At 76.0% G+C, this 26,926-nt stretch carries 22 protein-coding genes and 2 pseudogenes; 9 read left to right on the forward strand and 15 right to left on the reverse strand.

What is annotated here, in order from left to right:
• Positions 1-111: 111 nt before the first annotated feature.
• Together L6E17_RS00255 and L6E17_RS00260 are read left to right on the forward strand one after the other, a co-directional pair.
• On the forward strand, positions 112-564 hold the full coding sequence (locus L6E17_RS00255; protein WP_236238795.1) for a hypothetical protein: 453 nt from the start codon (positions 112-114) through the stop codon (positions 562-564).
• Positions 565-824: 260 nt separating this feature from the next.
• On the forward strand, positions 825-1,376 hold the full coding sequence (locus tag L6E17_RS00260; protein ID WP_236238796.1) for a hypothetical protein: 552 nt from the start codon (positions 825-827) through the stop codon (positions 1,374-1,376).
• 62 nt (positions 1,377-1,438) lie between these two features.
• Here L6E17_RS00260 and L6E17_RS00265 read toward each other — a convergent pair whose 3' ends face one another.
• Both L6E17_RS00265 and L6E17_RS00270 read right to left on the reverse strand, forming a co-directional pair.
• Positions 1,439-1,825, reverse strand: a complete 387-nt coding sequence (locus tag L6E17_RS00265) for a rodlin (RefSeq protein ID WP_236238797.1) — start codon at positions 1,823-1,825, stop codon at positions 1,439-1,441.
• Positions 1,826-1,950: 125 nt separating this feature from the next.
• Positions 1,951-3,107 (reverse strand): annotated as a pseudogene (locus L6E17_RS00270) (hypothetical protein).
• Positions 3,108-3,282: 175 nt separating this feature from the next.
• On the opposite strand from L6E17_RS00270, the gene L6E17_RS00275 reads away from it, so the two are divergent.
• From L6E17_RS00275 to L6E17_RS00285, 3 genes and pseudogenes are all read left to right on the forward strand, one after another.
• Positions 3,283-4,524 (forward strand): cytochrome P450, encoded by a 1,242-nt coding sequence (locus L6E17_RS00275; protein WP_236238798.1) that lies wholly within the window; start codon positions 3,283-3,285, stop codon positions 4,522-4,524.
• Positions 4,525-5,102: 578 nt separating this feature from the next.
• Positions 5,103-6,044 carry a S1 family peptidase gene (locus L6E17_RS00280; RefSeq protein WP_236239577.1) on the forward strand — a complete coding sequence of 314 codons (942 nt, stop codon included), beginning with the start codon at positions 5,103-5,105 and terminating at the stop codon, positions 6,042-6,044.
• 392 nt (positions 6,045-6,436) lie between these two features.
• Positions 6,437-7,116, forward strand: a pseudogene (locus L6E17_RS00285) (CBS domain-containing protein).
• Positions 7,117-7,276: 160 nt separating this feature from the next.
• Here the strand turns inward: L6E17_RS00285 and L6E17_RS00290 are convergent.
• The 5 genes from L6E17_RS00290 to L6E17_RS00310 all read right to left on the reverse strand — a co-directional run bounded on the left by L6E17_RS00290 (position 7,277) and on the right by L6E17_RS00310 (position 13,710).
• The gene (locus L6E17_RS00290) at positions 7,277-8,725 is read right to left on the reverse strand and encodes a cellulose binding domain-containing protein (RefSeq protein ID WP_308315797.1); all 1,449 of its coding nucleotides are present in this window, start codon (positions 8,723-8,725) and stop codon (positions 7,277-7,279) included.
• Positions 8,653-9,483 (reverse strand): cellulase family glycosylhydrolase, encoded by an 831-nt coding sequence (locus tag L6E17_RS30345; RefSeq protein ID WP_308315798.1) that lies wholly within the window; start codon positions 9,481-9,483, stop codon positions 8,653-8,655. The genes L6E17_RS00290 and L6E17_RS30345 overlap by 73 nt, the downstream gene beginning before the upstream one ends.
• Before the next feature lie 243 nt (positions 9,484-9,726).
• Complete coding sequence (locus tag L6E17_RS00300) at positions 9,727-11,208, reverse strand: MFS transporter (RefSeq protein ID WP_236239579.1); 1,482 nt, start codon at positions 11,206-11,208, stop codon at positions 9,727-9,729.
• Between the two features lie 141 nt (positions 11,209-11,349).
• Positions 11,350-11,529: a hypothetical protein gene (locus L6E17_RS00305; RefSeq protein ID WP_236238799.1), complete on the reverse strand. Its 180-nt coding sequence runs from the start codon at positions 11,527-11,529 to the stop codon at positions 11,350-11,352.
• A gap of 552 nt (positions 11,530-12,081) precedes the next feature.
• Positions 12,082-13,710 carry a serine/threonine-protein kinase gene (locus L6E17_RS00310; protein WP_236238800.1) on the reverse strand — a complete coding sequence of 543 codons (1,629 nt, stop codon included), beginning with the start codon at positions 13,708-13,710 and terminating at the stop codon, positions 12,082-12,084.
• Between the two features lie 186 nt (positions 13,711-13,896).
• Between L6E17_RS00310 and L6E17_RS00315 the strand changes: the two genes are divergently transcribed.
• Positions 13,897-16,623 carry a SpoIIE family protein phosphatase/ATP-binding protein gene (locus L6E17_RS00315; protein WP_236238801.1) on the forward strand — a complete coding sequence of 909 codons (2,727 nt, stop codon included), beginning with the start codon at positions 13,897-13,899 and terminating at the stop codon, positions 16,621-16,623.
• Positions 16,624-17,443: 820 nt separating this feature from the next.
• Positions 17,444-19,054: an adenosine deaminase gene (locus L6E17_RS00320; RefSeq protein WP_236238802.1), complete on the forward strand. Its 1,611-nt coding sequence runs from the start codon at positions 17,444-17,446 to the stop codon at positions 19,052-19,054.
• 519 nt (positions 19,055-19,573) lie between these two features.
• On the opposite strand, the gene L6E17_RS30780 is transcribed toward L6E17_RS00320, so the two are convergent.
• The 8 genes from L6E17_RS30780 to L6E17_RS00355 are packed head-to-tail and all read right to left on the reverse strand — an operon-like array spanning position 19,574 to position 24,820.
• Complete coding sequence (locus L6E17_RS30780; RefSeq protein WP_308315799.1) at positions 19,574-20,089, reverse strand: hypothetical protein; 516 nt, start codon at positions 20,087-20,089, stop codon at positions 19,574-19,576.
• A gap of 55 nt (positions 20,090-20,144) precedes the next feature.
• Positions 20,145-20,996: a cytochrome P450 gene (locus tag L6E17_RS30785; RefSeq protein WP_308315800.1), complete on the reverse strand. Its 852-nt coding sequence runs from the start codon at positions 20,994-20,996 to the stop codon at positions 20,145-20,147.
• Positions 20,993-21,751, reverse strand: coding sequence for a cytochrome P450 (locus tag L6E17_RS00335; RefSeq protein ID WP_236238803.1), 759 nt, complete (start codon positions 21,749-21,751; stop codon positions 20,993-20,995). The genes L6E17_RS30785 and L6E17_RS00335 overlap by 4 nt, the downstream gene beginning before the upstream one ends.
• Positions 21,748-21,954, reverse strand: coding sequence for a hypothetical protein (locus tag L6E17_RS00340; RefSeq protein ID WP_236238804.1), 207 nt, complete (start codon positions 21,952-21,954; stop codon positions 21,748-21,750). The genes L6E17_RS00335 and L6E17_RS00340 overlap by 4 nt, the downstream gene beginning before the upstream one ends.
• Positions 21,951-22,790 (reverse strand): class I adenylate-forming enzyme family protein, encoded by an 840-nt coding sequence (locus L6E17_RS30350; RefSeq protein ID WP_308315801.1) that lies wholly within the window; start codon positions 22,788-22,790, stop codon positions 21,951-21,953. Before L6E17_RS30350 ends, L6E17_RS00340 begins: the two co-directional genes overlap by 4 nt.
• 31 nt (positions 22,791-22,821) lie before the next feature.
• Positions 22,822-23,424 carry a class I adenylate-forming enzyme family protein gene (locus L6E17_RS30355; protein ID WP_268984672.1) on the reverse strand — a complete coding sequence of 201 codons (603 nt, stop codon included), beginning with the start codon at positions 23,422-23,424 and terminating at the stop codon, positions 22,822-22,824.
• Positions 23,424-24,164, reverse strand: coding sequence for a glycosyltransferase (locus L6E17_RS00350; protein WP_236238805.1), 741 nt, complete (start codon positions 24,162-24,164; stop codon positions 23,424-23,426). The genes L6E17_RS30355 and L6E17_RS00350 overlap by 1 nt, the downstream gene beginning before the upstream one ends.
• A complete protein-coding gene (locus tag L6E17_RS00355) occupies positions 24,161-24,820 on the reverse strand; it encodes a 3-oxoacyl-[acyl-carrier-protein] synthase III C-terminal domain-containing protein (RefSeq protein WP_236238806.1) in 660 nt (219 codons plus the stop codon). Before L6E17_RS00355 ends, L6E17_RS00350 begins: the two co-directional genes overlap by 4 nt.
• Positions 24,821-25,002: 182 nt before the next feature.
• Between L6E17_RS00355 and L6E17_RS00360 the strand changes: the two genes are divergently transcribed.
• Both L6E17_RS00360 and L6E17_RS00365 read left to right on the forward strand, forming a co-directional pair.
• Positions 25,003-26,406, forward strand: coding sequence for a recombinase family protein (locus tag L6E17_RS00360; protein ID WP_236238807.1), 1,404 nt, complete (start codon positions 25,003-25,005; stop codon positions 26,404-26,406).
• A gap of 87 nt (positions 26,407-26,493) precedes the next feature.
• Entirely contained in the window at positions 26,494-26,739 is a 246-nt protein-coding gene (locus L6E17_RS00365) for a hypothetical protein (protein WP_236238808.1), read from the forward strand.
• Positions 26,740-26,926: the final 187 nt, after the last annotated feature.

Genomic DNA, 26,926 nt, shown 5'->3' on the forward strand with positions numbered 1-26,926 from the left:
TCGCGCGTCGCCCTGGAGCCGCCCGGCCCGCGGGCCGCACGGCACCCGCCGCCCCTCCGCTACCGGGGGCGGGCGTCCCGGCGGGCCGCCGCGAGGAGGTACGGGACGTCCATGGCGAGGCACCCGCCGGCCGGTCGGCCGGGTGCGGCGCACGGTTCGGCGACGCCGGCGCGGGCGGCCCGCCACCGGCCGGCGGTCTCCAGCGCGGCGCGGTGGTCCGCGCAGGGGACCCGGCTTGCCCTCGAAGGCGGCGACGGCGTGTTCGGCGGACGGATACGTGACGCGGACGTGCGCGGCGCGGCCGCCCCCGACGCGGAGCCCGCGGAGCCGTGGCGCGCCAACGTGTCGCAGCGGCACACCGTGCAGCTGCGCTTCGCCGGGGTACTGGCGGCGAAGACGGGCGGGGTGCTGCGGGACGGCCACGACGCCGGTTCGGCGGCGGATGTGGCGGCGGCACTCCTGGGGCCGGAGACGTACGCGCTGCCGGTCGGCGGGCGGGGGTGGGCGCCGGAGCGCTGGGAGCAGCGGGCGGCCGACGCCCTGGTACGCCGGCTGCCGCCGTGACGGCGGCGGGGCCCGGATGCGGGCGGCGGGGCCGGGATGCAGGTGGCGGGGCCGGGATGCGGGCGGCGGGCCGACGCACGAAACCGACCACATAAGACCCGGTTTGACGCACAGATATACGAGGGTTGACGCAATGGGGAAGTTCCGTTGACGGCGCTCTCGGAGGTGGGTCATTCTCGACTGGCCCGCAGCGGCACACCCCCCATGACGCCCGTTCCGCGCCGTCCTGCCGCTTGCCGTCGCCCGGAAGGAACCGATCCGTGGACAGCAGCAGCTATCTCTTAGTGGTCGCCCGCAGGCCAGGCACCGCCGTCGGCGAGCCACCCGGCCCCTCGTCCTTCGCGCAGATACTGGAGCACATCGCCGGGATGCGGCACGTGCACTTCACCGGCAACCCGAAGGAGGCCCTGGAACTGGACGACCAGGCGTACGGCTCGTCGTGGGTGCGGACGGCCTGGGAGGCGCTGCTGGCGCTGCGCGACTTCGCCGACGCGGCGATCGGCGGCGGGGCGCACGGCGACTTCCGCACCTGGTGCGAGCGCGCGCCGCGGGGCGCCCACACCATCTCGCCGCGGAAGATCGTCCGGGGCGAGTCCAAGACGGTCAAGGCCAACCCGTGCTGGCGGCGGCAGCGGACCTTCCCCGTACCGGAGTACGTCCATCCGAGCCGCCGCCTGTTCATGGGCGCGCACCTGCGGATCGGCGGGGGCAACACGGTCGCTCCGCGGCTGCACTACTTCGACGGGGCGTGCGCGCGGCACGGCGTGTTCATCGGCTACATCGGCCCGCACCTGACGAACACGCTCACCTGACACTCCGCTGACACGGCCGCGGGCCGGCCGGGAGGTCCCGGCCGGCCCGCGGTCCCGCGCGTTCAGCTGACGGCGGCGGAGAGGTTCTCCGAGAGGACGCTCTCCACCAGGTGCGACAGGGCGCTGTCGCCCTTGACGGCGGTGGAGTTCTCGGCGCACTGCTGGTTCTGCGTGTCGTTGAGGAGGTCCTGGACACCGACGTTGATGAGCAGGATGTTCTGGACGTCCGCGGCGATCGGGACGCCGGCGCACAGCTTGTTCAGCGAGCCCTGGACGGCGGTGAACTGCGGGCTCATCTCACCACCGGTGACGGTGTTGCCGTACGCCTGCTCGGAGTAGTTGCCGTTCTGCGTGTCCACGAGGTGGTCTCCCGTGGCGAACGCCATCGGGGCACAGGCGCCGAGCGCGGCGGCGGCAATACCGGCGGAGGCAACAACCTTCTTGATCATGACTCTTCCTTCTCGTCGGGGGACCCGCGGCCGGGTCCCCCTGCTAACCGGCAGACCCCCGGCACGTCACGGCCGACAGGAGCGAAAGGGGCACATTCACCCATGTGCCGCATGGGGGCGGCCGCTCACCAGGCTCCGTCCCCGACCGGCCTGCCCGGCGGCCGGGCGTCCCCCAGCGGCGTGACCTGGCCCGGGGCGGGCGGCACCCACGGGTCGTGGTCGCCTCCGAGCCAGTCCCCCACCGGCTTGACGGCGCCGAGCGGTCCGGCGGGCGGCAGGTCGGCGGCCCCGGCGTCGTCGTAGTCGTACCAGGGCAGTCCCGCGCTGGTGTACGCCGCACGGTCGACGGGGGACGGGGGCGGCTCCTCCCCGGTGATGCGGCGCCAGTCGGGCGGGGTGACGAGGTGGACGAACACACGGCCGGAGGGCTCCGCGGCCCAGTCGGCGAGGGGGCGGTCGTCTTGGTACACCTCCTGGCGCATGGTGCCGCCCGCGCCGAGCCCCATGGCGGCGGCCCGGCGCGGGGCGCCGCGGACCGCGCCCGGAGCGGCGGCGGGCGCCGCGGGGCCGGGTGCGGCCCCGGGCGCGGGGGCGCGGCGGCCGGCGGAGGGGCGGGCATGCCGTACGCCTGGGGCGCCGGCGCCCCGTAGCCGCCCGCGGGCACGGGTACGGAGCCCGCGTGGCCGGGTGCCGCGCCCAGCGGGCCGCCCCACGTCCCCGGCCCGTACCGCTGCGGCGCGGGCTGCTGCTCCCGCCATGCCTCCAGGGCGGGCGGCGCCAGCGGGAACGCCTGCAACTGGAGGCCGCCCCAGGTCTCCTCCCCGGTCACCTGCCCCTCGACGGTGGCACCGAGCCCCAGCGGGACGGCGACGAACTGGCGGACCGTGCCGCGGCCGGAGTTGATGCCGTCCAGCCACGGCTGGCGGGGCAGCACGACGTAGTTCTGCGGGTCGCGCGCCAGGGTGCCGCTCCAGGGGCGGCCGGAGACCGCGCAGACCTTGCCGACGCCGACCTGCAGCGCCGCCGGCTCCGCGCTGCCCGCGAAGCTCAGCCACAGCGCCTCGCGCAGGTACATGGGGACGAGCACGCCGCCGCGGGCCAGCCACTCCGGCGGCGCCGTGTCCGGGAAGTCCTCGACCCGCCGTACCGGGAACTCGCCGAGCCCCGGAGGCAGCGGGTACGTGCCCTGCTCCGGCAGCCGCAGGGTCCGGATGAACCGGACCCGCGTACCGCCGCCCCACAGCAGGGTGTTCCCGTCGATCCGCACCGCTCCGGCAGCCATCGCAGCCCCTCTCCTCGTCCCGTGGACCCCGGCCGCTACCACGGCGTACGGCCGCCCGGCGGTTCCCGCCGGGCGGGGCGGGCCGTACGGAGTAGTCCAGCGCGAGGTTCCGCCCGGCGGGCGGGAGGGTGAGCAGTGACCCGGGCGGGGACCGCAGAACGGAACGGAGACACGCGTGATCGAGGACACCGTCGCACGACCGCCCCTGGGGCCGCCGCCGGTGCGGTTCTGGCCCGCGCTGGACCTCAAGGGCACCGTGTTCGACCCGGTGCTGGAGGAGTTGATGCGGGAGGGCCCGGTGAGCCGGATCCGGCTTCCGCACGGCGAGGGCTGGGCATGGCTGGTGACGCGGTACGAGGACGTCAAGGCGGTCACGAACGACTCCCGTTTCAGCCGCGCGCCGGTGCCGGGCCTCCAGGTGACGCGGCTGGCCCCGCACTTCAAACCGAAGCCGGGCGCCCTGGCGTTCGCGGAACCGCCGGAGCACAACCGGCTGCGCCGGGCCGTCGCGCCCGCGTTCTCGGCGCGCGGGGTGGAGCGGCTGCGCGGCAGGGCCCGGGAGCTCCTCGCCGGCTACGTGGACGCGCTGCTGCGGGACGGCCCGCCGGCGGACCTGGTGGAGCGGGTGCTGGCCCCGTTCCCGACGACCGTGATGTGCGAGCTGGTCGGAGTACCGGAGGCGGACCGGTCGCGGATGGCCGGCTGGGTGCATGCGATCGTGTTCCCGGCCGGCGGCGCCGAGGCGACGGGCCGGGCGAAGGACGCCATGTACGGATGGTTCGCGGAGGAGCTCGCGGCGCGCAGGGGGGCGGCGCCCCCCGGGGACGAGGAGACGGCGGACCTGCTGACCCTGCTGGCGGCGGCCGTGGCGCGGGGCGACCTGGCCGAGGAGGAGGCGGTCGGCCTCGTCGGCCCGATCCAGATCGGCGGGGAGGCGGTCACCAACAACTGCGGCAACATGCTCTACCTGCTGCTGACCCGGCCCGACCTGATGGAGCGGATGCGAGCCGAGCCGGAGCTGCGGCCGCAGGCCGTCGACGAGCTGCTGCGGTACATCCCGCACCGGGCGACCGTCGGGCTGGCCCGGGTGGCGCTGGAGGACGTGGACCTGCGGGGGGTGCGGATCAGCGCGGGTGACGCGGTCTACGTGTCGTACCTCGCGGCGAACCGGGACCCGGAGGTGTTCGCCGACCCCGAGCGCATCGACTTCGACCGCTCGCCCAACCCGCATGTGGCGTTCGGGCACGGGCCGCACTTCTGCACCGGGACGCTGCTGGCGCGGATGGAGATCGAGCTGCTGCTGGACACGTTCCTGGAGCGGCTGCCGGGGCTGCGGCTGGCGGCACCGGCCGAGGAGCTGACGTGGCGGCGGAGCGCCCTGATCCGCGGTCCTGAGGCGCTGCCGGTCGCGTGGTGAGGCCTCCGGACGGCGGCGGAGACGGAATCCGGACAGCCTGTACCGCGGGGCGAACGGGAGGGTTCGGCGCATAAGGGTGTGCGGGGCGGGCCCCGTCCGCGGCCACGGCCGTGGCGGGGCCCGCCGTTCGGCGCGGCGGCCCGGCGCCGGTCCGCCGCCGCGCCGGGCGGGAGGGCGGCGGCGCCCGCCGGCGGGGCGCCGGATGCGGGCACGGGAAGCCGGATCCGGCGGCTGTTCAACCCTGAACAGGCGGAACGCGGATCCGGGTCCTGCCGGGCTTGGGAGCCCTCCCACGCGGCGCGCCCCGGGCGGGCGCGTGCGCTCCGGCCGTCGCCGCGCCGGTCCGCAGGCCGCCCGGCGGGGCGCCGGCGGAGCCGCGCGCCGCCCGGGCCGGGAGAGCGGGCGGGGGCTGCCGTCGACGCGCGTGGAGCGACCGAAACCCGGCCTTGCGGGGAAGGGCAACCGGACCGGAAGATTCCCGGCGAGCGAGTTGTCAGGCACATGGCGGATCCGTGGCGGGAGACCCTCCCGCGCACCGCCGGTGCCCCACCGGCCCGTCCACCCAACGGGCCCTGACGATCCCCCACCGGAGGACTTGTGAACCTCAAGCGCTTCACCCCCGCGGCGCCGTCACCAGAGCCGCACGGCTGACCGCCGTCGCCGCCGCGCTGGTCGGCGCCACCGCGCTCGCCGCCCCCACCGCCGGGGCGAAGACCGCCGACACCGCCCGGGCCACCACCGCCGAACTGGCCCAGGTGAGCGAGGCCGTCCTGGACGCCGACGTGCCGGGCACCGCCTGGTACACCGACGCCGCGTCCGGCAAGCTCGTGGTCACCGCCGACTCCACCGTGTCCGCCGCCGAGCTCGCGAAGCTCAAGAAGGCCGCGGGCGCCAAGGCCGGCGCCGTGGAGATCAAGCGCACCCCCGGGAAGTTCAACAAGCTCATCGCCGGCGGCCAGGCCATCTACGCGGGCGGCGGCGGCCGCTGCTCGCTCGGCTTCAACGTGCGCAGCGGCAACGGCACGTACTACGCCCTGACGGCCGGCCACTGCACCGACATCGCGAGCACCTGGTACACCAACTCGTCGCAGACCTCGACGCTCGGCACCCGGGCCGGCTCCAGCTTCCCCGTCAACGACTACGGCATCATCCGCCTGGCCAGCTCCTCCCTCGCGGACGGCCGCGTCTACCTCTACAACGGCAGCTACCGCGACATCACCTCCGCCGGCAACGCGTACGTCGGCCAGACCGTCCAGCGCAGCGGCTCCACCACCGGCCTCCACAGCGGCCGCGTCACCGGACTGAACGCCACCGTCAACTACGGCGGCGGCGACGTCGTCTACGGCATGATCCAGACCAACGTCTGCGCCGAGCCGGGCGACAGCGGCGGCGCCCTGTTCGCCGGCTCCACCGCCCTCGGCCTGACCTCCGGCGGCAGCGGCAACTGCCGCACGGGCGGTACCACGTTCTTCCAGCCGGTCACCGAGGCCCTCAACGCCTACGGGGTCAGCGTCTTCTGATCCCCGCCCGCTGAGGCGTCCCCGCCCCCGCACCATCCGCACCATCCGTCCCACCCCGGACCGGCGGCCCGCTCCCCCACGCGGCCGCCGGTCCTCGGCGTACCCGGGGATCCTGCCGCGGTGCACCCCCGGCGAGCGGTGCGGCCCCTGTCCCGCAGTCAGGAGGGCGCACCCCCCGCGGGGCGCCGACCGCCTCGGCCGTGACCGGCGCTCGCCTGCGAGCCGGTCCGCGCCCCGCGCGCCGCTCCGTACCGGCGCTCGGACGCCTCCGTCCGCCGCGGCCGGGCGAGCGGCCCCGGCGGGCCCTGTGGCGCCCCGCCACCGGGCCGTCCGGCCCTGCCGCCCGGCCGCCTTCGGCGGACATCGTGGCAGTGAGGAGAGGAGGCGGGGACATGCAGCACCGCACCGTCGCGGACGTCATGACGCACCACGTCGTCACCGTGCGCCCGGACACCCCGTTCAAGGAGGTCGCCCACCTGCTCGCCGCGTACGACGTCACGGCGGTGCCCGTGGTCGACGCGCGGGACCGCCCCGTCGGGGTCGTCTCCGAGGGCGACCTGCTGCGCAAGCCGGCGAGCCTGCCGGACCCCGGGGGCGGACCGCGGGGCCGCCGCCCCGGCCGCGGGAGCGCGCGAAGGCGGAGGCCGAGGACGCGGGCGCCCTGATGTCCGCGCCGCCGGTCACCGCACGCCCCGACTGGAACGTCGTCGAGACGGCCCGCGTCATGGCCCGGCACGGCGTCAAGCGGCTCCCCGTGGTGGACGGCACCGGCCGGCTGGTCGGCATCGTCAGCCGCGCCGACCTGCTGCGGCCGTTCCTGCGGGGCGACACCGCGATCCGCGAGGAGATCGACCGCGAGGTCCTGGGCGAGACCCTGGGGCTCGCCCGGGCAGCCGTGCGCACGGACGTGCAGGACGGTGTGGTGACCCTGACCGGCCGGGTCGCCGACCGGGCGCAGTCGGCGCTGGTGGAGCGGCTGTGCCGGTCCGTGGACGGCGTCGTCGCCGTCCACGCCCGCCTCGCCTGCCCGCAGGACGCGCCCGCGCAGCCGCAGCCGCAGCCGCACGGCTGAGTCTCCGCGCCCCGCTGGTACGGGGCCGCACCCCGGCGGGTGCGGCCCCGGCACGCTGCGGGACCTCCCGCGCGCCCCCGCGGACCGGAGGGCTGCCCTCCGCCGGGGCGGAGCCGGCGGGTGGTGCGAGTCTCACGTGCTCCTCCGTCGGCCCCTCCGGTCAGGAGGGCGGGGCGCCCCAGGCGAGGGCCGTTCCGGTGTAGCCGGGGACGCGCGGGGCGTCGGCGTACTCCGCCGCCGCCGAGCGGCTGTGGTCGTCCGTCTCGTCGAACGGCGACCAGTCCGTCTTGCTCATGCGGAGCTGGATGTCGCCGGTGTGGGCCCCGGCCGCCAGCGTGCCGCCGGTGAAGGCCACTTCCAGGTACGCGTCGGCGCCGGCGACCGGGGCGGTCAGCGGGACGACGCGGAGGGCGACCCGGGCGCAGCCGACGGCGGCGTGGTCGCACCAGGCGCTGACGGTGGGCGCGCCCGCGTCGCGGGTGAAGTAGTAGCGGGCCGTCACGGTGGCCAGGTCGAGCGGTCCGCTGCCGGTGTTGGCGATGCGCAGCCCCGGGCGGATGGCGTTGTCGGCGGCTGATCCGTCGTTGTTCCGGTACTGGACCCTGAGCGTGCCCGACGGGTCGCCGCCGGGCGGGGTGGTGACGGTGACGGTGACGGCGGCGGAGGCCGCGGAGACGTTGCCCGCGGCGTCACGGGCCCGCACGGCGTAGCGGTACGCGGTGCCGGGAGTGAGCCCCGCGTCGGTGTACGCGGTGGCGGCGACGGGCGCGGGACTGACCTTGGCGCCGTCCCGGTAGACGTCGTACCCGGTGACCGCGGTGTCGTCGGCGGACGCGGTCCAGCGGAGCGCCACGGAGGAGCCGCCGGTGGCGGTGGCGGTGAGACCGGTGGGGGCGGTGGGCGGCGTGGTGTCGGACGGGTCGCCGCCGCCGTCGCCGTAGACGTCGTCCAGGCTGACACCGGTGGTGCTGCCCGCGCCGCCGAGGGGCACCTGGTGGTCGAGGCTGACGAACTTGCCGCCGTGCTGCCACAGCGACGGCTTGAGGAGGGCGTACTTCTCCTCGTCCCAGGACGTCCAGTCGTCGAGGAGCAGGCCGCCGGTGTCACCGGAGTTGGGGTTCAGGCACCAGAAGGTGTGGTGGATGCGCTCCTCGGTGAGGAGGTCGCGCAGGGCCGTCATCCACTTCTGGTTGGGGCCGCCGTCCATGAACCCGCCCCATTCGCCGATGAGCAGCGGCGCGGTGTTCTCCTTGTGGAGGTAGAGCCAGTTGGGGTCCCACACGTCGCGTTCGAGGGTGGTGCGGTCCCACTCGCCTTCGAACCAGGGCTGGGGGGCGACGAGCGGTCCGTAGTCGTGGGGTGAGTAGACGAGCTGGTCGCCGTTGCCGGCGCCGAGGTCGACGGGGTGGTCGCGGACGCCGCGCAGATTGCCGCCCCACCACGTGGAGTGGTAGTCGGTGGCGGCGGTCGAGGCCCAGTCCCGGCCGTCCTCGGGGTAGATCTGGATGCCCTCGCACAGGACGAGGAGGTGCGGGTTCACGGCGAGGATGCGGCGGCCCGCGGTCTCGCAGGCGTGCTTGAAGTTGTCCTGGTCGGTGGTGCCGCCCACTTGGCGCGCGGCGACTCCCCCGCTCCGCCGTGGGGTTCGTTCTTGACGTCCATCGCGACGAGGGTGTCGTTGTCGCGGTAGCGGGCCGTCACCCACTCCCAGGCGGTGTGGAAGTCCTCGGTGGTGATGTCGCCCTTCCACCACACCGGGTACACGTGGCCGGAGTTGTCGGCCTCGGCGCTGTGCACGTCCAGCATCACCTTGATGCCGTACTGCTCGCACAGGGCGAGCCAGTGGTCGAAGACCTCCAGGGTGGTCTTCCCGGCGAGTTCGGGGTTCGCGTGGGCGTTGACCGCGCTGGGGACGGCCGCCTGGCCGCTTTTCCACTCCAGGAGCAGCCGGGTGGAGACGGGGACGCGGACGATGTTGATGCCGCGGTCGGCCATGGAGCGGGTGACCTCCGTGATGTTGGCGGACCACAGGCCGTGGAAGACCCGCTCGGTGGCGTTGAAGCCGAACCAGTTCGTACCGGTGAGCCAGACGGGGTTGCCCTGGGCGTCGACGATCCGGTTGCCGCGGGTGTGCAGCCAGTCGTCGCCTGCGGCCGCGGGCGCGGCGGCGGCCGCGGTGGCGGCCGCGGTGGGCTGCGGGGCGGCGCCGGCGGTGCCTGCCGCCGACTGCGGGGCGGCGCCGGCGGTGCCTGCGGCGGGCATGCCGGCGGCCCAGAGGAGCCCTCCGGCGAGCGCGCCGGCGAGCAGCGCCCTGAGGGGTCTGCGGCGGGCGGGGGTGCGCCCTTCCGTACGGGGTGGCTGTCCCACTGCGTCACGTCCTCACTGTGCGTCGGGGCGTTGCGGTGCCGCTTAATGTCAGGTTCATGCCAACCACGCCGGTGGGAGCGCTCCCACCGGTCAGTCCTCATCAAGCCAGCCCCCCGCACGGCTGTCAACCTCCCCGGCAACGGCCGGTGAGGGCCCGGCAGGAGACGCACCCGGGGGACCCGGAGCAGGGGGCCTGCCGCCCCTTCGGACGCGGCCCCGGCGGCCGCCCGGGCCGGTGCTCCGCTATCCGTGGCCGGGGCCCGCGCCGCCCTGGAGGCGTTCGAGGTCGGAGGGCCGGACCTGGATGACGAGCAGGGCGACGAGCGCCCCGAGCGCCGCGGCGATCGCGGCCGCGACGAAGGCCGCGCCGGCGCCCGCCGTCAGCACCTGCGACGCCCACGGTTCCGGCAGCTCGCCGGTCCGTTGGAAGAGCAGCCGCTGCGCGTCGGTGGCCTGCGACAGGAAGGCAGGCGCCAGGCGCTCCGCCTCGTCGGCGCTCGCCGTGCCGAAGACGGTCACCAGAATGGAGAGGCCCAGCGAACCGCCGACCTGCTGGGTGGCGTTCAGCAGCCCCGATGCCGCCCCGGTCTCGTCAGAGCGGACGTTGGACAGGGCCATCAGCGTCAGCGACACGAACTGCATGCCCATGCCCATGCTGAGCACCAGCATGGGGCCGAGGATGCTGCCCGCGTACGTGGAGTCCGCGTCGGCCAGGGTGAGCCAGCCGAGGCCGGCCGCGGCGAGCAGCGCGCCCACGATCATGAAGGGTTTGGGTCCGAAGCGCGGCAGCAGCTGCGAGGTCAGCCCGGCGCCGACCGCGATCACCGCGCTGACCGGGAGGAACGCCAGGCCGGCCTGGAGGGGTCCGAAGCCCAGGACGTTCTGCACGAACAGCGTCAGGAAGAAGAACATGCCGAAGATCGCGGCGGCCAGGCACAGCATCATCCCGTACGTGCCGGCCCTGTTCCTGTCGGTGAACATGTGCAGCGGTGTGATCGGCTGCCGGGACCGGCGCTCCACCAGCACGAACACCGTGAGGATGACGGCGGCGCCGGCGAAGGACGCCACGGTCACCGGGTCCCCCCAGCTCTCCTGGGCGGCGCGGATGAAGCCGTACACCAGCAGCACCATGCCGAGGGTGGAGGTCAGCGCTCCGGTGACGTCGAAGTGGCCCGTGCGGCGCTCCGACTCGCGGATCCAGCGCGGCGCCGCGAGCAGGATGAGCAGGCCGATGGGCACGTTGACGAACAGCACCCAGCGCCAGTCAAGCCATTCGACGAGCATGCCGCCCGCGAGCAGGCCGATGGCGCCGCCGCCCGCGGAGACCGCCGCGAACACGCCGAACGCGCGGTTGCGTTCGGGGCCTTCGCGGAACGTCGTGCTGATCAGCGCGAGGGCCGTGGGGGACGCGATGGCCCCGCCGACGCCCTGGAAGGCGCGTGCGGCGAGCAACTGCGCCGAGTTCTGGGCCAGTCCGCCGAGCAGCGACGCGAGGACGAAGAGCGCGACGCCCACCATGAACATGCGGCGCCGGCCCAGGATGTCGCCGGTGCGGCCGCCGAGCAGCAGCAGCCCGCCGAAGGCGAGCGTGTAGGCGTTGACGACCCAGGACAGGTCGGTGGTGGAGAAGTCCAGGGCCCGCTGGATCTGCGGCAGCGCGATGTTGACGATGGTGATGTCCAGGACCACCATCAACTGGGCGCCGGCGATGACGAGCAGCGCCATCCCGCCGTCCCCGTGCTTCGGAGCGGTGGCGGTCTGCGGCGCGGACGCCGGTCGAGGAGTCGTCATGGCACTGTGCCCCCGGTGCGGCGGGCGGACGGGGCGTCGCGCCCACCGTTCGACCGTAAGTCCGCGGCTGACACCTCACCACTCGAACGGCGGCAGGTCCCGGCACGCGTAGGTGAAGGTGACGCTCGCGGTGTGGCGGCTGGGGCTGAGGACTTCGAGCTCGGCGCGGGCGCGGTGGGTCCCCTGGCCGGTGAAGGACCACAGCAGGTGCAGCCGCGCCTCGCGCTGGCCCCGCCGCAGCCGCTCCGTGAGCACCGCGGAGCGGGAGCCGTCGCTGCGCAGCCAGCGGTAGGTGAGCGTGCCGGGCCGCCCGTCGGTCCGTACGACGCCGACGATGTCGGCGCGGCCGCCGCAGCCGCCCTCGGGGGCGACGACGCCGTCCGTGCGGGCCGCGACGTCGCGGATCGCGACGGTGGGGCCGAACCGCTGCCAGGCGAGGAACGCGAGGACGCAGAGCAGGGCCAGGGCGGGCAGCGCGAAGCGGCGGGCCTGCGAGGGCCTGCGCCGCGGGCCCGCCGCCGGGGCGGCGGCGCCGGCGTGGCCGGGGGGACGGGTGGGACGCCGGGGCCGAAGCGCAGGACGGTGGTCAGGGGCCGGGTGGCGCCCTCCGGGGGTGGCGGCGCGGGGTGCTCGACCCAGTGGCTGGCGAGTTCGGTGGCGCTGTAGTCGTCGTCGGGGCGGTCGTTCATCGCAGCTCGCACCGGCGGGTGGGGAGGTGCGCGGAGGAGCCGCCGCCGTCGGCCGCGGGCTCGGTGGAGACCCTGACGTGCCAGTAGCAGGCGGTGCTCCGGAAGGCGTGGTCCACGGTCAGGGTGTAGCGGGTGGAGCCGCTGTACCGGTAGGTGCGGGTGGCGCCGTCCTGCGTCGTGGCGCCGCCGAGGCCGTCGCTCGCCGCCCAGGTGACGGTGAGGACGACGGGGCCTGGGCCGTCGGTGGCGATGTCGACGGTGGCGGTGGCGGTGGTGCGGCCCGTCTGGCGGAAGCCGCTGACGGTGGCGGCCTTGACGCGGGGCGGCGCCGGTGCGGTCGGGGCCTCGGGCTCCGCGGTCCCGCCGGGCCGCTGCGGGGTGGCGGAGGGTGACGGGCCCGTGCCGGGGGACGGCGGTGCGAGGGTGGACGGGCCGCCGGACACGGCGGGGGACGGGCCGGGGCCCCCGGGCTCCGCCGGGTCGCCGGTGCCGGGCGTGCCGGGGCCGCCCGGGGACGGGGGCTGGTGCGGGCCGGGGCTGTCCTCCCCGCGCCGCCCGGGCTCGCCGGGCCCGAGGGGCTGCCCGGCGCGGACGGGGAGGCGGCGGACGGGGAAGCTGCGGCGGACGGGGCAGGGACCGGCCCCGCCGGTGCGGCGCCGACCGGGGCGACGCTGGTCGTGGCGGCGGCGGCCGGGAGCGCGGGGCCGCCGGAGGCGGTCCCGGCGGGCGCGGGTGCGACGAGAACGAGCAGTGCCAGCAGCAGGACCGCGCACAGGGCGCCGATGGCGGGGCCGTTCGGCAGCCACGACTGCCACCCGGCCGCGTCGCCGGGGCCGAACGCGGTGGAGGCGACGTCGGTCGCGCTCTCGGCCCGGTCGCCCGCCGAGGGGAACAGCAGCGGCAGCAGTGCGGCCAGGGCGGCCAGCCTGCCCCGGCCGCGCTCCTCCCACGCGGGTCCGTACGCGGCCGCGGCGAGCCGCTCCAGCTCCGCCACGAACGCCGCCGCCTCCCGGGGCCGGTCCTCCGGGGCCTTGGCCAGGCCGGCGCGCACCAGGGGCAGGAGCGGCGCGGGCACGCCCTCCTCGGGGACGGGGTCCTCCAGGTGGCGCAGGGCCAGTTCGGCGAAGTTCCCGGCGGTGAAGGGCTTGCGGCCGGTGAGGCACTCGTAGAAGGTCGCGGTCGCGGCGTACACGTCGGCGGCGGGCGAGGCGGGAGCGCCGGCCCACTGCTCGGGAGCCATGTACGCGGGGGTCCCGGCGGCCGGGCCGGTGGCGCCGTGCCCCGCGGCGATCCCGAAGTCGACGAGCTTCGAGGCGCCGTCCGCGGTGACCAGCACGTTCTCGGGCTTGTAGTCCCGGTGGACGACCCCGGACGCGTGGGCGGCGGCGAGCCCCAGCAGCGAGCCCTTGAGGACGGTGAGGGCGGCCTCCGGGCCGACGGGCCCGTGCTCGCGCAGCAGGGCGCGCAGGGCGACGCCGTCGACCAGCTCCATGACGATGGCGGCGCCGTCCGGGCCCTCCACGTATTCGTACAGCCGCACGACGTACGGCGACTCCAGTGCGCCCAGCAGGCGGGCCTCGCCGCGGAAGGTGTGCAGGAAGCCCGGATCGGTGCGCAGGCTCTCGCTCAGGTGCTTGACGGCGACGGGCACCCCGGTCCCGTGGTGGACGGCGCGCACCACGCGTCCGCTCGCACCCGAGCCCAGTTCGCGGACCTCGGTGTAGCCGGGCACCGTCCACGTGTGCATGCTGCCTCCCCACCCCGCTGCGGCTGTCCCCCAGAGGGACACGTTCCGGCCACGCGCGGTTCCCGCCCGGCCGGTGGGGACGTCCGCCCCGGGCCGGTCGGGGCGAGGGGCTGCGGTGCGTGCCGGGGCCGGGCGTGCGATGCGCGCGGTCGCCGGGGGCGGGCGCCCGGTGTTAGAAAGGGGTGTATGAGGGGCATCAGCGGTCGTCTCGGGCGAGCCGGACGCCAGGGGCGGCTGCTGGGGGTGCGCAGCGTCGCCGGACAGGTGCTCTTCCTCCAGACCATCGTCGCGGTGGTGCTGATCACCGCCGCGATCGTGGCGCTCGCCTTCCACACACGCGAGGACGGCGAGGAGGTGGCGCAGAACCGGGCCCTGGCCGCGGCGGAGGCCTTCTCGGACGCGCCCGGCACCCTCGACGCGCTGCGGTCGGAGAACCCCGGGGCGCTGCTCCAGCCCGCCACCGTGCGGGCCGCCGTCGGGTCGGGACTGGACTTCATCGTGGTGATGAGCCCGGAGGGTGAGCGGCTGGCCGACAGCGATCCCGAGCTGGTCGGCACGCGCGCCGAGGGCGTGGAGCGGGCGGCGGCAGGCGAGCCCTTCACGGAGATCTACGAGGGCGAGCCGGAGGACGCGGCGCGGGCGGTCGTCCCCGTCATCGACGACGAGGGCCGGGTGGTGGGCCTGGTGGCGGCCGGGGTGGGGATCGGCAGCGTCGGGCAGGCGGTGGACCGGCAGCTCCCGGTGTTCCTGGGCGCGGGAGCGGCCGCGCTGCTCCTGGCGACACTGAGCGCGTCGCTGGTGAGCCGGCGGCTGCGGCGGCAGACGCGGGGCCTCGGGCCCGCGGAGATGACCCGGATGTACGAGCACCACGACGCGGTGCTGCACGCGGTGCGGGAAGGCGTCCTGATCGTCACAGGGGGCCGGCTGACGCTCGCGAACGACGAGGCGCGGCGGCTGCTCGGCCTGCCGGCCGACGCGGAGGGCCGCCGGGTGGGCGAGCTGGCGCTGGCGCCGGACACGGCTCGGCTGCTGACCTCGGGGCGTTCGGTGACGGACGAGGTGCACCTGGCGGGCGACCGGCTGCTGGCGGTCAGCACCCGGTCCACGGACCCGTACGGCGGGCTGCCGGGAACGGTGGCGACGCTCCGGGACACCACGGAGCTGCGGGCGCTGTCCGGGGTGGCCGAGGTGGCCCGCGAGCGGCTGACGCTGCTGTACGAGGCGGGGGTGCGGATCGGGACGACGCTGGACGTGGCGCGCACGGCGGAGGAGCTCGCGGAGGTGGTGGTGCCGCGCTTCGCGGACTTCGCGTCCGTGGAGCTGCTGGACCCGGTGCTGCGCGGCGAGGAGCCGACGGAGCAGGCGACGGCGATGCGGCGGACGGCGGTGGTCGGGGCGCGGGACGACCATCCGCTCCAACCGGTCGGGGACCCGATCAGCTTCGCGGAGCCGACGACGCCGATGGCGGCCGCCCTGGCGACCGGCCGGGCCGTGCTGGAGGCCGACCTGCGGGTGGCGCCGGGCTGGCGGGCGCAGGACCCGGCGGGCGCCGACGCGGCGCTGCGGTACGGGATCCACTCGCTGGTCACCGTGCCACTCCAGGCGCGGGGGGTGGTGGTCGGCATGGCGAACTTCTGGCGGGCGGCCGGCTCGGAGCCGTTCGAGGAGGAGGATCTGGCGTTCGCCGAGGAGCTCGCGGCGCGCGCGGCGGTGGCCATCGACAACGCGCGCAGGTTCACCCGGGAGCACACGATGGCGGTGACCCTGCAGCGGAGCCTGCTGCCGCGGGTGCTTCCGGAGCAGGACGCGGTCGAGATCGCGTACCGCTACCTTCCGGCGCAGGCGGGCGTGGGCGGCGACTGGTTCGACGTGATCCCGCTGCCCGGGGCGCGGGTGGCGCTGGTCGTCGGGGACGTCGTCGGGCACGGACTGCACGCGGCGGCGACGATGGGGCGGCTGCGCACGGCCGTGCACAACTTCTCGGCGCTGGACCTGCCGCCGGACGAGCTGCTGGGCTACCTGGACGAGCTGGTGGCGCGGATCGACGAAGAGGAGGAGGACGAGGAGGCCGCGGGCATCACCGGCGCGACCTGCCTGTACGCGGTGTACGACCCCGCTTCGGGCAGCTGCTGCATGGCCACCGCGGGCCACTACGCCCCGGCGGTGGTGCGGCCGGACGGCTCGGTGGAGTACCCGGAGGTGCCGGTCTTCCCGCCGCTGGGGCTGGGCGGCGGCCCGTTCGAGAACTACGAGACGCGGCTGCCCGAGGGCAGCCGGCTGGTGCTGTACACCGACGGGCTGATCGAGAACCGGCAGCGGGACGTGGACACCGGTCTGCGGCTGCTGGGCGGCACCCTCGCGGACGGCGGGTCGCGCAGCCCGGAGGAGACCTGCCGGGCCCTGGTCGACGCGATGCTGCCGACGCACCGCAGCGACGACATCGCGCTGCTGGTGGCCCGTACGCGCCTGCTGGAGGAGGACCGGGTCGCGGACTGGGACGTCCCCCGGGACCCGGCGGCGGTGGCGCCGATCCGGGCGGCGTGCGGGCGGCAGCTGGAGCGGTGGGGGCTCGGGGACATCGGCTTCACCACGGAGCTGATGCTGAGCGAACTGATCACCAACGCCATCCGGTACGGCTCCGAGCCCATCCATGTGCGCCTGCTGCGCGACCGCGCGTTGATCTGCGAGGTGTCGGACGGCAGCAGCACGTCCCCGCACCTGCGCAGGGCCGCGACGACGGACGAGGGCGGACGGGGGCTGTTCCTGGTGTCGCAGTTCGCGGGGCGCTGGGGGACGCGGTACACGGAGAGCGGCAAGGTGATGTGGACGGAGCAGCCGCTCACGGGCGGGGCGCAGCCGCCGGTGGCGTCGCTGTTCGGGGATCTGGAGGGGCTGGAGGACGCGGCGTGGTGACCCCGCGGCGCGGGGCCGCGGCGCCCGGCCACGAAGGCCGGTGGGACGGCACCGGAGCACGGCGGGGCTGCGCCCGGGCCCTTGGCCGACCGGTCCGGCGCACGTGCGGCCGCCGGGACCCGGGCGGAGGGGTGAGGCGCGGTCCCGGCACGTGAGGGGCCACGTGCGCTGCCCTCCCGCACCGCGGGCGGGCGTGCCGTGCAGAGGACGCGGGGGTGTTGCCGGCCGGTCCCCACGTGCCGGGCGGGGAGCCCGCTCCGGCCGCCCTCCGCGCGACGGGAAGGCGCACCCGTCGGAGCACGCGCGGCATGGGGCGCGCCGGTCCCCACCTGCCGGGCGAGGCGAGCGCGCTCCGGTCACCCTCCACGGACGGGCAGACGTGCCGTGCGGAGCACACGCGGGAGTGTTCACCCTCCCGCGCGCCGGGCGAGGAGCCCGCTCCGACCGCCCTCCGCGCGGCGGGAAGGCGCACCCGTCGGAGCACGCGCGGCATGGGGCAGGCCGGTCCCCGCGTGCCGGGCGAGGCGAGCGCGCTCCGGTCACCCTCCGCGCGGGGGCGCACCTGCCGCGCACAGGGCACGCGGTCGGTGCTTGCGTGCCGGGCGAGGCGGCCCCGCGGGCGTCGCGGTCGGCCGGCCGCACCGGTTCAGGCGCTGCCCGGCAGCCGTCCGTCCGGGCGCGGCGCGGGCAGGGGCGGGCAGCGCCGAACCGGCCGAATCGCGACGCGTTGGCCGAGGACGCCTCCGCCGGCCGGGTGAGGTGCCCGTACACACCGCGTCGCCGTGCCGGGAGTCGGTGCCGTCCTCGCGATCATGCCACCGTGACTCTCCCCCACCGCCGTTTCGCGCACCGGCCCCGGACTCTGCTCCCGGCCGGCCTCGGCGCCCTGAGCGCCCTGTCCCTGCTGCCCGCCTCCCTGGGCGCCGCCCAGCCCGCCGCCGCGGCCGCCCCGCCGGCGCCGCCCCGGCACACCACCCCCGCGGAGGCCCGTACCGCCGCGCACCTGGAGTCGCTGCGGGACGACCCGGACCGGCTGCGGGCCTTCTTCCGGGCCCTGCCCAAGGGCGGCGACCTGCACAACCACCTGTCGGGCGCGGTCTCCACGGAGTATCTGATCCGGCTCGCCGGCGAGGACGGTCTGTGCGTCGAGGAGGCGACGATGACGGCCGTCGCCCCGCCGTGCGGCCCGGGCCGGCGGCCGGCCGCCGACGCCCGGACCGACCGGGCGTTCCACGACGCGCTGCTGCGCGCCTGGTCGATGGAGGACTTCCCGGCCGGGGAGTCGGGGCACGACCACTTCTTCGCCACGTTCGGGAAGTTCGGCGAGGTGACGTGGCGTCACCCCGGCAAGATCCTCGCCGAGGTGGCCGACTCGGTGGTGCGGCAGAACCAGTTCTACCTGGAGACGATGGCCACCCCGGCGTCCCAGGGCGCCAGGGAGCTGGCCGCGAAGGTCGGCTGGGACGCCGACCTCGACCGGCTGCACCGCAAGCTGCTGGCGGACGGCGGCCTCGACCGGCTGGTGGCCGAGGCGCGCAGGGAGGCGGACGCCGCGCACGCCGAGTTCCGCGACACGGCCCGCTGCGGCACGGACCGCCCCGCACCGGGCTGCCGGCTGCTGGTGCGCTGGATCTCCCAGGTCTCCCGCAACAGCGCGCCCGAGCGGGTGTTCACGCAGATGGCCCTCGGCCTGCGGCTCGCCTCCCGCGACGACCGCTTCGTGGCCGTCAACCTCGTGCAGCCGGAGGACGGGGAGATCTCCCTGCGGGACTACCGGCTCCACATGCGCATGCTGGACTACCTGCACCGCCAGTACCCGGAAGCCCACATCACGCTCCACGCGGGCGAACTGTGGCCGGGCCTGGTGAAGCCCGAGCACCTGACGTTCCACATCAACGACGCGGTCGGCACCGCGCACGCCGAGCGTATCGGCCACGGTGTCGACCTCGTCCACGAGGACGACTGGCAGAAGCTCGTCCGGCGGATGGCCCGCGACGAGGTGGCCGTCGAGGTGCCGTTCACGAGCAACGCGCAGATCCTCGGCGTCAAGGGCGCCGACCACCCGTTCACGGCGTACCGCGCCTACGGCGTCCCGGTGGTGCTCGCCACCGACGACCCCGGGGTGTCCCGGACGGACATCAGCCACGAGTACCAGTACGCGTCGACCACGTACGGGCTGCGCTACCGCGAGCTGAAGGACCTCGCCCGCGCCTCCCTGGAGTACGCCTTCCTGCCCGGCCGCAGCCTGTGGCGCGGCAACCCGACGGCGCGGGGGTACGTGCCGGTCGACGCCTGCCGGGGCGCCCGGCCGGGTCTGGACAGGCCCGGCGAGGCGTGCCGGGCGCTGCTCGCCGGCAGTAGGAAGGCGGCGGTGCAGTGGCGCCAGGAGGCGGCGTTCGCCGCGTTCGAGCAGCGTTTCGGCGGCCGCTGAGCGGCGGCCGGTACGTGCCGCGCAGCGCGCCACCGGGATCCGCACCCGCGGCGGGGTTCGCCCCGCCGCGGGTGCGGCCTGTGCGGGGGCGGTGCGCCCCCGCTCGGCAGTGCCCGGCGGCCTGACGGGAAAGGCGACGCGGCACCTGCGGCCGCACGGCAGCGGGACCCGGGGTGCGAGGCAGCGGCGGTGCTGCACGGCCCCGTGACCCGACGGCAGCACGGCACGGCCCCGCAGCCGAACGGCACCACCACGCGGACCCGCAACCGCATCCCACCGCCGCACCATCCCGCGGACTCACAGCGTCCGGCACGGCCCCGCAGCCGGACGGCGGCCCCGCGCGGCCCCGCACCCGCATCCCACCGACGCACCGCCCCGCGGCCCAACAGCGGCCCGGCACCGGCCCGCAGCCGAACGGCACCACCGCGCGGACCCCCAACCGCATCCCACCGCCGCACCGCCACGCGGCCGAACAGCGGCCTGCCACCGGCCCGTTGTCGATCGGCGGCCTCCCGCCGGTCACTTGGTCCGTGACCCTGCCGCGTGCGAAGCGCCGGACCGGGTGCCCGCCGCCACGTCCGCGAGGTGGTCGGACAGGGTGCGCCGCGGCGACCAGCCCTGCCGCCCCGCCCGGGCCGTGTCCAGGACGACGGTGCGCGCCAACTGGTCGACGGCGTACCGCGTCAGCGGCGGCTCGGCGGACGGCCGCAGCCGGCACACCGCTTCCGCGGCGGCCGCCGCCGCGTGCGCGGCACGACGCGGGACGCGGCCGATCCGCGCCCGCACACCGTGCGCCCGCAGCACCGCCGACACCGCCTCGTTCCTGCGGTACGCGCCGGCGTCGGCGATGTTGTAGGCGCCGGGCGGCCAGTCGGCGGCCGCCAGGCACGCGTCGGTCAGGTTCTCCACCGCGGTCAGGCTCAGCTCCACGTCGGGCCCCGGCAGCAGGAGCAGCCCGCGCCGCACGCGGGCCAGCAGCCGCGGCACCAGGTGCGGGTCGCCGGCGCCGTACACCGCGCGGGGCCGCAGGACCACCGCCCCGGCGGCGAGGGCCAGCGCCTCCCCGCCGCCTTCGTCCTGCCGTACGCGTTCACCTGGCCGCGCACCGGGTGGTCCTCGGTGATCGGCGTGCGCACCGGCAGCGGGGCGTACACGCTGGCGCTGCTGACCCACACGACGGGACGGCCGGCGGCGGCCGCAGCAGCCGCGCCGTCCCGTCGACGTTCACCGCGCGCATGACCGCCTCCGCGGCCGAACCCGGCACCGGGTCGCCGACCGCTGCCGCGCAGTGCACGACGAGGTCCGCGTCCGCCAGGTCCGGCAGGCCGGTCGCCGCGTCCCACGGGACGTGCTCCCCCACCGGGCCGGGGCGCCGGCCCACGCACAGCACCCGCGCGCCGCGGGCGGCGGCGGTGCGCGCGACGTGCGACCCGCAGAAGCCGCTGGCCCCGGTGACGGCGATGGTGGTCATCGGCCCTCCCCGTCGCGGTGTCCGCGCGGACGGTGAGCGACCGCCAGCCCGGGAGCGCGGCCCGGCGGTCCACGCGCGCCGCCGCGACCCGCGGCCGGTGGGGGCGAGCGCCGCCAGCACGTCGTCGAGCTGCGCCCGGGCCAGCCGCGCCCCCGGGCAGGCGTGCGGCCCTGCGCCGAAGACCAGCTGGGCGATGCCCGGCGGCGCCGGCCGGTACGGATCGGGTTCGTCGCGGTGGGCGCCGACCGCGTGCCGTGCCACGAGGACGAGCCGGTCCCCGGCCCGTACGGGGCAGCCGGCGACGGTGGCGTCCGCCGCGGCCACCCGGGGCAGCACCGGTGAGGGGGCGGTGACCCGCAGCAGCTCGGTGACGAGCGCGGGGCGCAGCCGGTCGTCGGCGGCGGCGTCCCACAGGCCGGCGTCCGCGCAGCGGGCGACCGCGCGGGGCAGCGCGGCGACGGTCGTGCTCACGGCCGCGACGGCCAGCATGGACCGCAGTCCCCGCTGCTGCCCGCCGGGCGGCGGCCCGTCCTGTGCCGCCCGGCCGTCCAGGGGGTGCGCGGGGCAGGCGCCGGCCGTGCCGTGCGGGAGGTCCCCGTTCCGGGGCGGGTGGCGGTCGGGGCCTGCCTGGTCGAGCAGCCGCTCCAGCCGTGCGGCGGCTTCGGCGGCCGCCCGGGACGTGCCGGGCAGGCGCGGGCCGGGCAGATGGTCCCGTACGGCCGCGGCCGCGGCCTGCCCGGCGGCCTCGGCGAGTTCCACGGGGTCGCCGCGGCCGCCCAGGAGCGCGAGGACGGTGGAGCGGCCACCTCGCGGGCCAGCGGGACGAGGTCGACGCCGACGCCCGCCTCCAGCGGGGCGAGGCGCCGCTCCAGCACCTCCCGCCACACGGGCCGCAGCCGTTCCACGCCGGCGGCGCCGAGGTCCGCGGCGACACCGCGGCGGGCGTCCCGGTGGCCGGCGCCCTCCTGGTCGAAGAGCAGGCCGCCGGACGACAGCTCCCGTGCGGCGCCGCCCGTCGTTCCGCGGGCGGTGCGGTCGAGCGGCACGCGGGTGAGCACCTCCCGGAAGGCGTCGGTGCCGTGCACGAGGACGGTGCCGCCGATGCGGGTCACGGGCGTGCGGCGGGCCGCCGCGAGCAGCGCGAACAGCACCGGGTGGGAGCGGGTGTGGACCCGCCGGTCCCGGAGGCGCCCGGCCGCGCGGCGGGGCTGGGTGGGCGTGGTCATCGGACGTGCACCTCGCGTTCGTCTGCGGGCAGGTACCGGCGGTCCCGGTACCAGAGGAGGGTGCGGCGGGCGCCCCGGGCCCGCACCCGCCGGAGGCCGGCGCGGACCACGAGGTGCTCGACCCGCACGACGGGGTCGCTGTGCTCGCGGGCCCGGTCGAGCAGTTCGACGTCGTCGGACGACTCCCGCAGCGGTCCCGTCACCGGCCGCTCCCGTCCAGGCGTGCGGCGGCCCAGCGGGCGGCGGCCGCCCGGTCGGGCTTCGACGAGCGGCCGGACAGCGGGATGTCGGCGAGCAGCACGGTGTCGGGCCGGGCCGTGCCCATGCGGCGCAGCGGCGCGGCCAGGGCGTCCCGGACGCGGGCGGGGTCGGCGTCGCGGTGCGGTTGGACGACGGCGACGAGCCGCTCGTCGCCGTCGGCGGCGGGCACGCCGACGAGCAGGGCGAGGTCCACGCCCGGCACATGGAGTGACGGCTCGTACAGCCCCGGGTAGATGTTCTCGGCCCGCCGCAGCACCATGTCCTTGCAGCGGCCCTCCAGGACGATGCGGCCGCCGTCGAGGTGGGCCCGGTCGCCCGTGGCGACCCACGGGTCGGGGTCCTCGCCGAGGTACCGGTCGCGGGCCGCCGGCCCGGACAGCAGCAGTTCCCCCGTGGGGCCGGGCTTGGCCGTGACGCCGGGCAGCGGTGTGCCGACGAGGTCGCCGCCGCCGGTGAAGGCGGCCTTCTCGGCCTGTTCGACGGCGGCCGCGGGGAACAGCTCGGTCAGCGCGTACACGCCCCACGCCTCCTGGGCGCCCGCTTCCTTGACGCGGGTGAGCAGCGCGGCGCTCGCGGGGGCGGAGCCGGTCCACACGCGGCCCGTGAAGCGGGCTCGGGCGTCGAGGGCGGCCCGCAGCTGCGGCGGTGTCAGGTAGGTGGCCTGCGGGTCCAGGCGGTGCAGTTGGCGTGCGAGCGGGCGCGGGGACCGGGCGGGCAGCGCGACGGGGGCGCCGCTCGCGAGGGAGGGGACGAGGACGAAGAACGTGCCGCCGAGCACGGGCCGGCCCTCGCGGGGGCGACCAGGCCGGTCACGGCGGCCATGCCCGCGGCGAGGAGGCCCGGGTGTGGACCACGGCACGGGGGCGGGACGTGGTGCCCGAGGTGAAGACGACGACCGCGTCGCCGTCCTCGTCGGCGGGCCGGGGCGGCACGCCGCCGGACGGGCCGTCGCCGAGGGCGGGGGCGCAGCCGGGCAGCCGCGGCCCGACGGTGGCGACGGGGCCGAGCGCGGCGAGGTCGGGCAGCGCGAGGCGGGCCCGGCGGGCGAGCGGCCGCGCCCAGCCGGCGGCGGCCTGCGCGGTGGCGTCCGCGAGGACGAGGCGCGGCGCGGCCAGGGCGAGCCGGGCCCGCAGCACGTCGGGGCCCGCGCCGGGGTCGAGGACCGCGGCGCGCAGGCCGAGCCGGTGGGCGGCGAGCAGCACGGCGAGGGCGCGCGGGCCCGGCCGCACGGCGACGCCGGCGGTGTCGCCGCGCCGCAGTCCGCGGGCGTGCAGTCCGCGGGCGTAGCGGTCGGCGAGCGCGGCGAGGTCGCCGCGGGTGGCGCGGACCCGGACGGCGCCGGAGCGGGTGGTGCCGAGGATCGCCGGGCGGTGGGGGTCGCGGCGCAGGGCGTGGTCGAGGGCGTCCAGCATCAGCGGGGGTCCTCTCCCTGGCGGCCGGGTCCCTTGTCGAGGTACCAGCGGGCGGTGCCGACCACGCCGTAGGCGCGGAGCCTGCGGGTGGAGTTCTCCACGACCATGCCGGGCACGCGGACGATCGCCGCCGTGTGGCGCCGGACCCGGTTGAGGAACAGCCGGTCCGTGGGCGAGGGCCGGCGGGGCATCCCGCCGACGGCTTCGTACAGTGCGGCGGTGACGGCCATGTTGTTGCCGGCGTGCATGCGGTACGGGGTGAGGTAGCCGTGGCGGCGCCGGTGCGCGGGGCGGATGCGGCCGAAGAACGCGGCCGTGCCGACCATGGCGCGGAACGCGGCGCGGGCCAGGGGCCCGTTCTCGTCGCGGCGGGCCGTGATCCGGCCGCAGGCGAGGCCGGCGCCCGCGGTCAGCGCGGCCCGGGCGGCGGCGGTCCAGCCGGGGTGCGGCAGGCAGTCGGCGTCGGTGCGGGCGAGCAGGCGGGCGCCCTGCCCGATGGCGTGGCGGAACCCGGTGTCCACGGCGCAGCCGACGCCCTTCTCCGGTTCCCGCAGGACGTGTACGGGGAACGGCGCGCGGGCGGCGAACCGCTCGGCGATCCGGGCGGTGCCGTCGGTGGAGGCGTTGTCCACGACGACGAGGGTGAAGTCGCGGTCGTGCTGGGCGGCGAGCGCGTCGAGCGTGCCGCCGAGCCGTGCGGCTTCCTGGTGGGCGGGCACGATCACCCACAGCGCGGTCATGCGTGCTCCCAGACCATCGTCATGATGCTGATCCCGCCGCCGAGCCCGACGAACAGCAGCTTGTCGCCGGGGCGCAGCCCGTCGTGGACCCGGTCGAGCTGGACGCCGAGGCTGGCGCTGGCGACGTTGCCGAGCTCGGGCACGGTGACCACGAGGCGGTCCTCGGGCACGCCGGTCATCTCGGCGAACCGCTCCAGGTAGGGCACGGTGACCTGGTGGACCAGGACGTGCCGGAAGTCGGTCCAGTCCAGGCCGGTGCGGGTGCGCATCCGGTCGAGCACGGAGGTCCCGACCTTCTCGAACACCTCGCGCAGTTCCTTGCCGTCGCCGCGGAAGTACGTGTGCTCGTCGCCGCGCGGGTGGCGCGAGCCGCCGCCGAAGATGCCGCCGACGCCCCAGTGCTCGGAGTGCGTGGAGGTGTCGACGTCGAGGATGCCGCCGCGTTCCACGGCCTGGAGGACGACGGCGGCGCCCGCGTCGCCGAAGGTGTAGCCGGCGAAGCCGTCGCGGAACTGGTCGAGGTCGGCGGGCCGGCGGCGCACGGCCCTGCTGGGGGTCTCGCCGGTGACGACGAGGGCGCGGTGTGCGCGGCCCGCGAGGATCATGGTGCGGGCGAGGTCGATGCCGTTGACGAAGCTGTTGCACGCGTTGGTCACCGCCAAATCTCGCTCGCACACTCTTCTGTGAAACGGCCCTGAACCGGTGATGGGACACCAGCTCAGGGCCTTGATCCCCAGCTCAGAGAGGTGAGTGAGGAACCATGCGCCAGGCTACAGGCCGCTCCACTACTGAGGCAGCGCTGACCGCCGGGCCAGTAGCGGGGCGACCGCTTCGCGCTGTGATCTACGCCCGCGTGTCGTACGACCCTCGCCAGCAGTTGCGTTCCGTATCCCAGCAGATCGACGAGTGCACCGCCGAGTGTGAGCGGCGCGGCTGGACCCTCGCGGAAGTCTTCAAGGACAACGCCCGTTCCGCGTCCCGGTACGCGACCAAGGAACGCCCGCAGTACGACGCGCTGATCAAGTTCTTGGAGCAGGGTCGCGCCGATGTTCTCGTGACATGGGAGTCATCGCGCGCTCAGCGTGATCTGGAGGCGTACGTCAAGCTGCGGCGTGTCGCGGAGGACAACGGGGTTCAGTGGTCGTACAAGGGCCGCTTGTACGACCTGACGCGAACCGACGACCGGTTCACCACGGGCCTTGACGCCTTGCTGGACGAGCGCGAATCGAGCATGACCCGGGATCGGATCATGAGGGACAAGCGCAACCACGCCAAGAAGGGTGGGCCGCACGGCCGCCTGCTTTTCGGCTACGTGCGGGAGTACGACCCCAAGACCGGAGCGTTCGCACGACAGATTCCACACCCGGAGCAAGCAGCGGTGGTCCGGGAAGCCGCTAGGCGGGTGGCGGCGGGAGAATCGCTGCGGACCATCGCCGTGGACTTCAACCGACGCAAGATCACAACTGGGTGGGGCAAGGCGTGGCAAACCAGTGGCATCAGCCGCATGGTCACCAACCCTGGCTACATCGGCCAGCGCGTGCATCAGGGGAAGGTCATCGGCAAGGCGTGCTGGCCGCGTCTGCTGGATGACGCGACGTTCTACACCTGCGTACAGCGCTTGTCCCGCCCGGGGCGCTCGTACCACAGGGACGGGCGGACGCGTCACCTTCTCACAGGCATCGTTCGTTGCGGCGTGTGCGGAGGCCCTATGGCGTTCATCAATGGCGCAGTAGGGCGCGCGTCATACGCCTGCCGGGGCACAAGGGAAAGTCTCTCCTCGAAGTGCACCGTGGTCCGTCAGGAACGGTTGGACGACTACATCGAAAGGCTCGTGATCGAACGGCTGTCGAGCCCGGACGCCGCCGACCTGATCGCGAACGACACCACGGCCGCAGACGTGCAACGCGCCCTGGAAGAGGCGGCCGAGAAGCGGGCCCGGCTGGATGAGTTCTATGACACCGCCGCCACAGGGAAACTCAGCGCATCGGCTCTCGCCCGGATCGAAGCTCGCTTGCTGCCAGAGATCGAAGCAGCAGAGAAGCGAGCCTACGAGCTGCGCGTCCCCGCCGTCCTGCGTGACGTTGTGCGTCCGGACATCGCTGTTGTGTGGCCAACGCTTCATCTCGATCGGCGACGCGATGTCGTCCGCACTCTGCTGAACATCACGCTTCTGCCGCACCAACCCGGCAGTCGGGTAGACGTGTCGAAGCGCGTCGAAGTTGAGTGGAAGCACGACCTGTAGAGCAATCCCGTTGCCTGAAGCGGCCCCCGACCACGCTCCGTGGTCCGGGGCCGTTTCGCGTGCCGGAACCTATGGAGGTGACGCCCCGTGGCGACCGACCCCAGCACTCCTCCCCCCGCTGCGCCGGGCCCCGAGCCGGACGGCTACCGGGCACGCATCCGCGCCCTGGTGGACGCCGCGCCGCCGCTCAGCCCGCGCCAGCGGGAGCGGCTACGCCTCATCCTCGGGGGTGTGCTCGGCCGCCGGGCCGATGAGCCGCCCGCACCCCGCCGTACGCCCCACAAGCGCAGTCCGGTCCACCCGGACCCGCCAGTGGGTGGCGACGCCGCGTGACCGCGTCAGCCGACGCTGTACAGGCCCCCGTGCGGTTGCACTACGTCTGCCCCCGCTGACATGCGCGCACCGTGACCCGCCCCACCCGCCGCCGGGCGTGTGGTCAGCAGGTACGCGGAGCGCGACCGGCAACGCGCCGCCGTCGACTCCGCGCCGGACGCCACCCCGCCGGCCACTCCCTGCCAGC

The sequence above is a fragment of the Streptomyces sp. CC228A genome, from assembly GCF_021390935.1.
GTDB lineage: Bacteria > Actinomycetota > Actinomycetes > Streptomycetales > Streptomycetaceae > Streptomyces.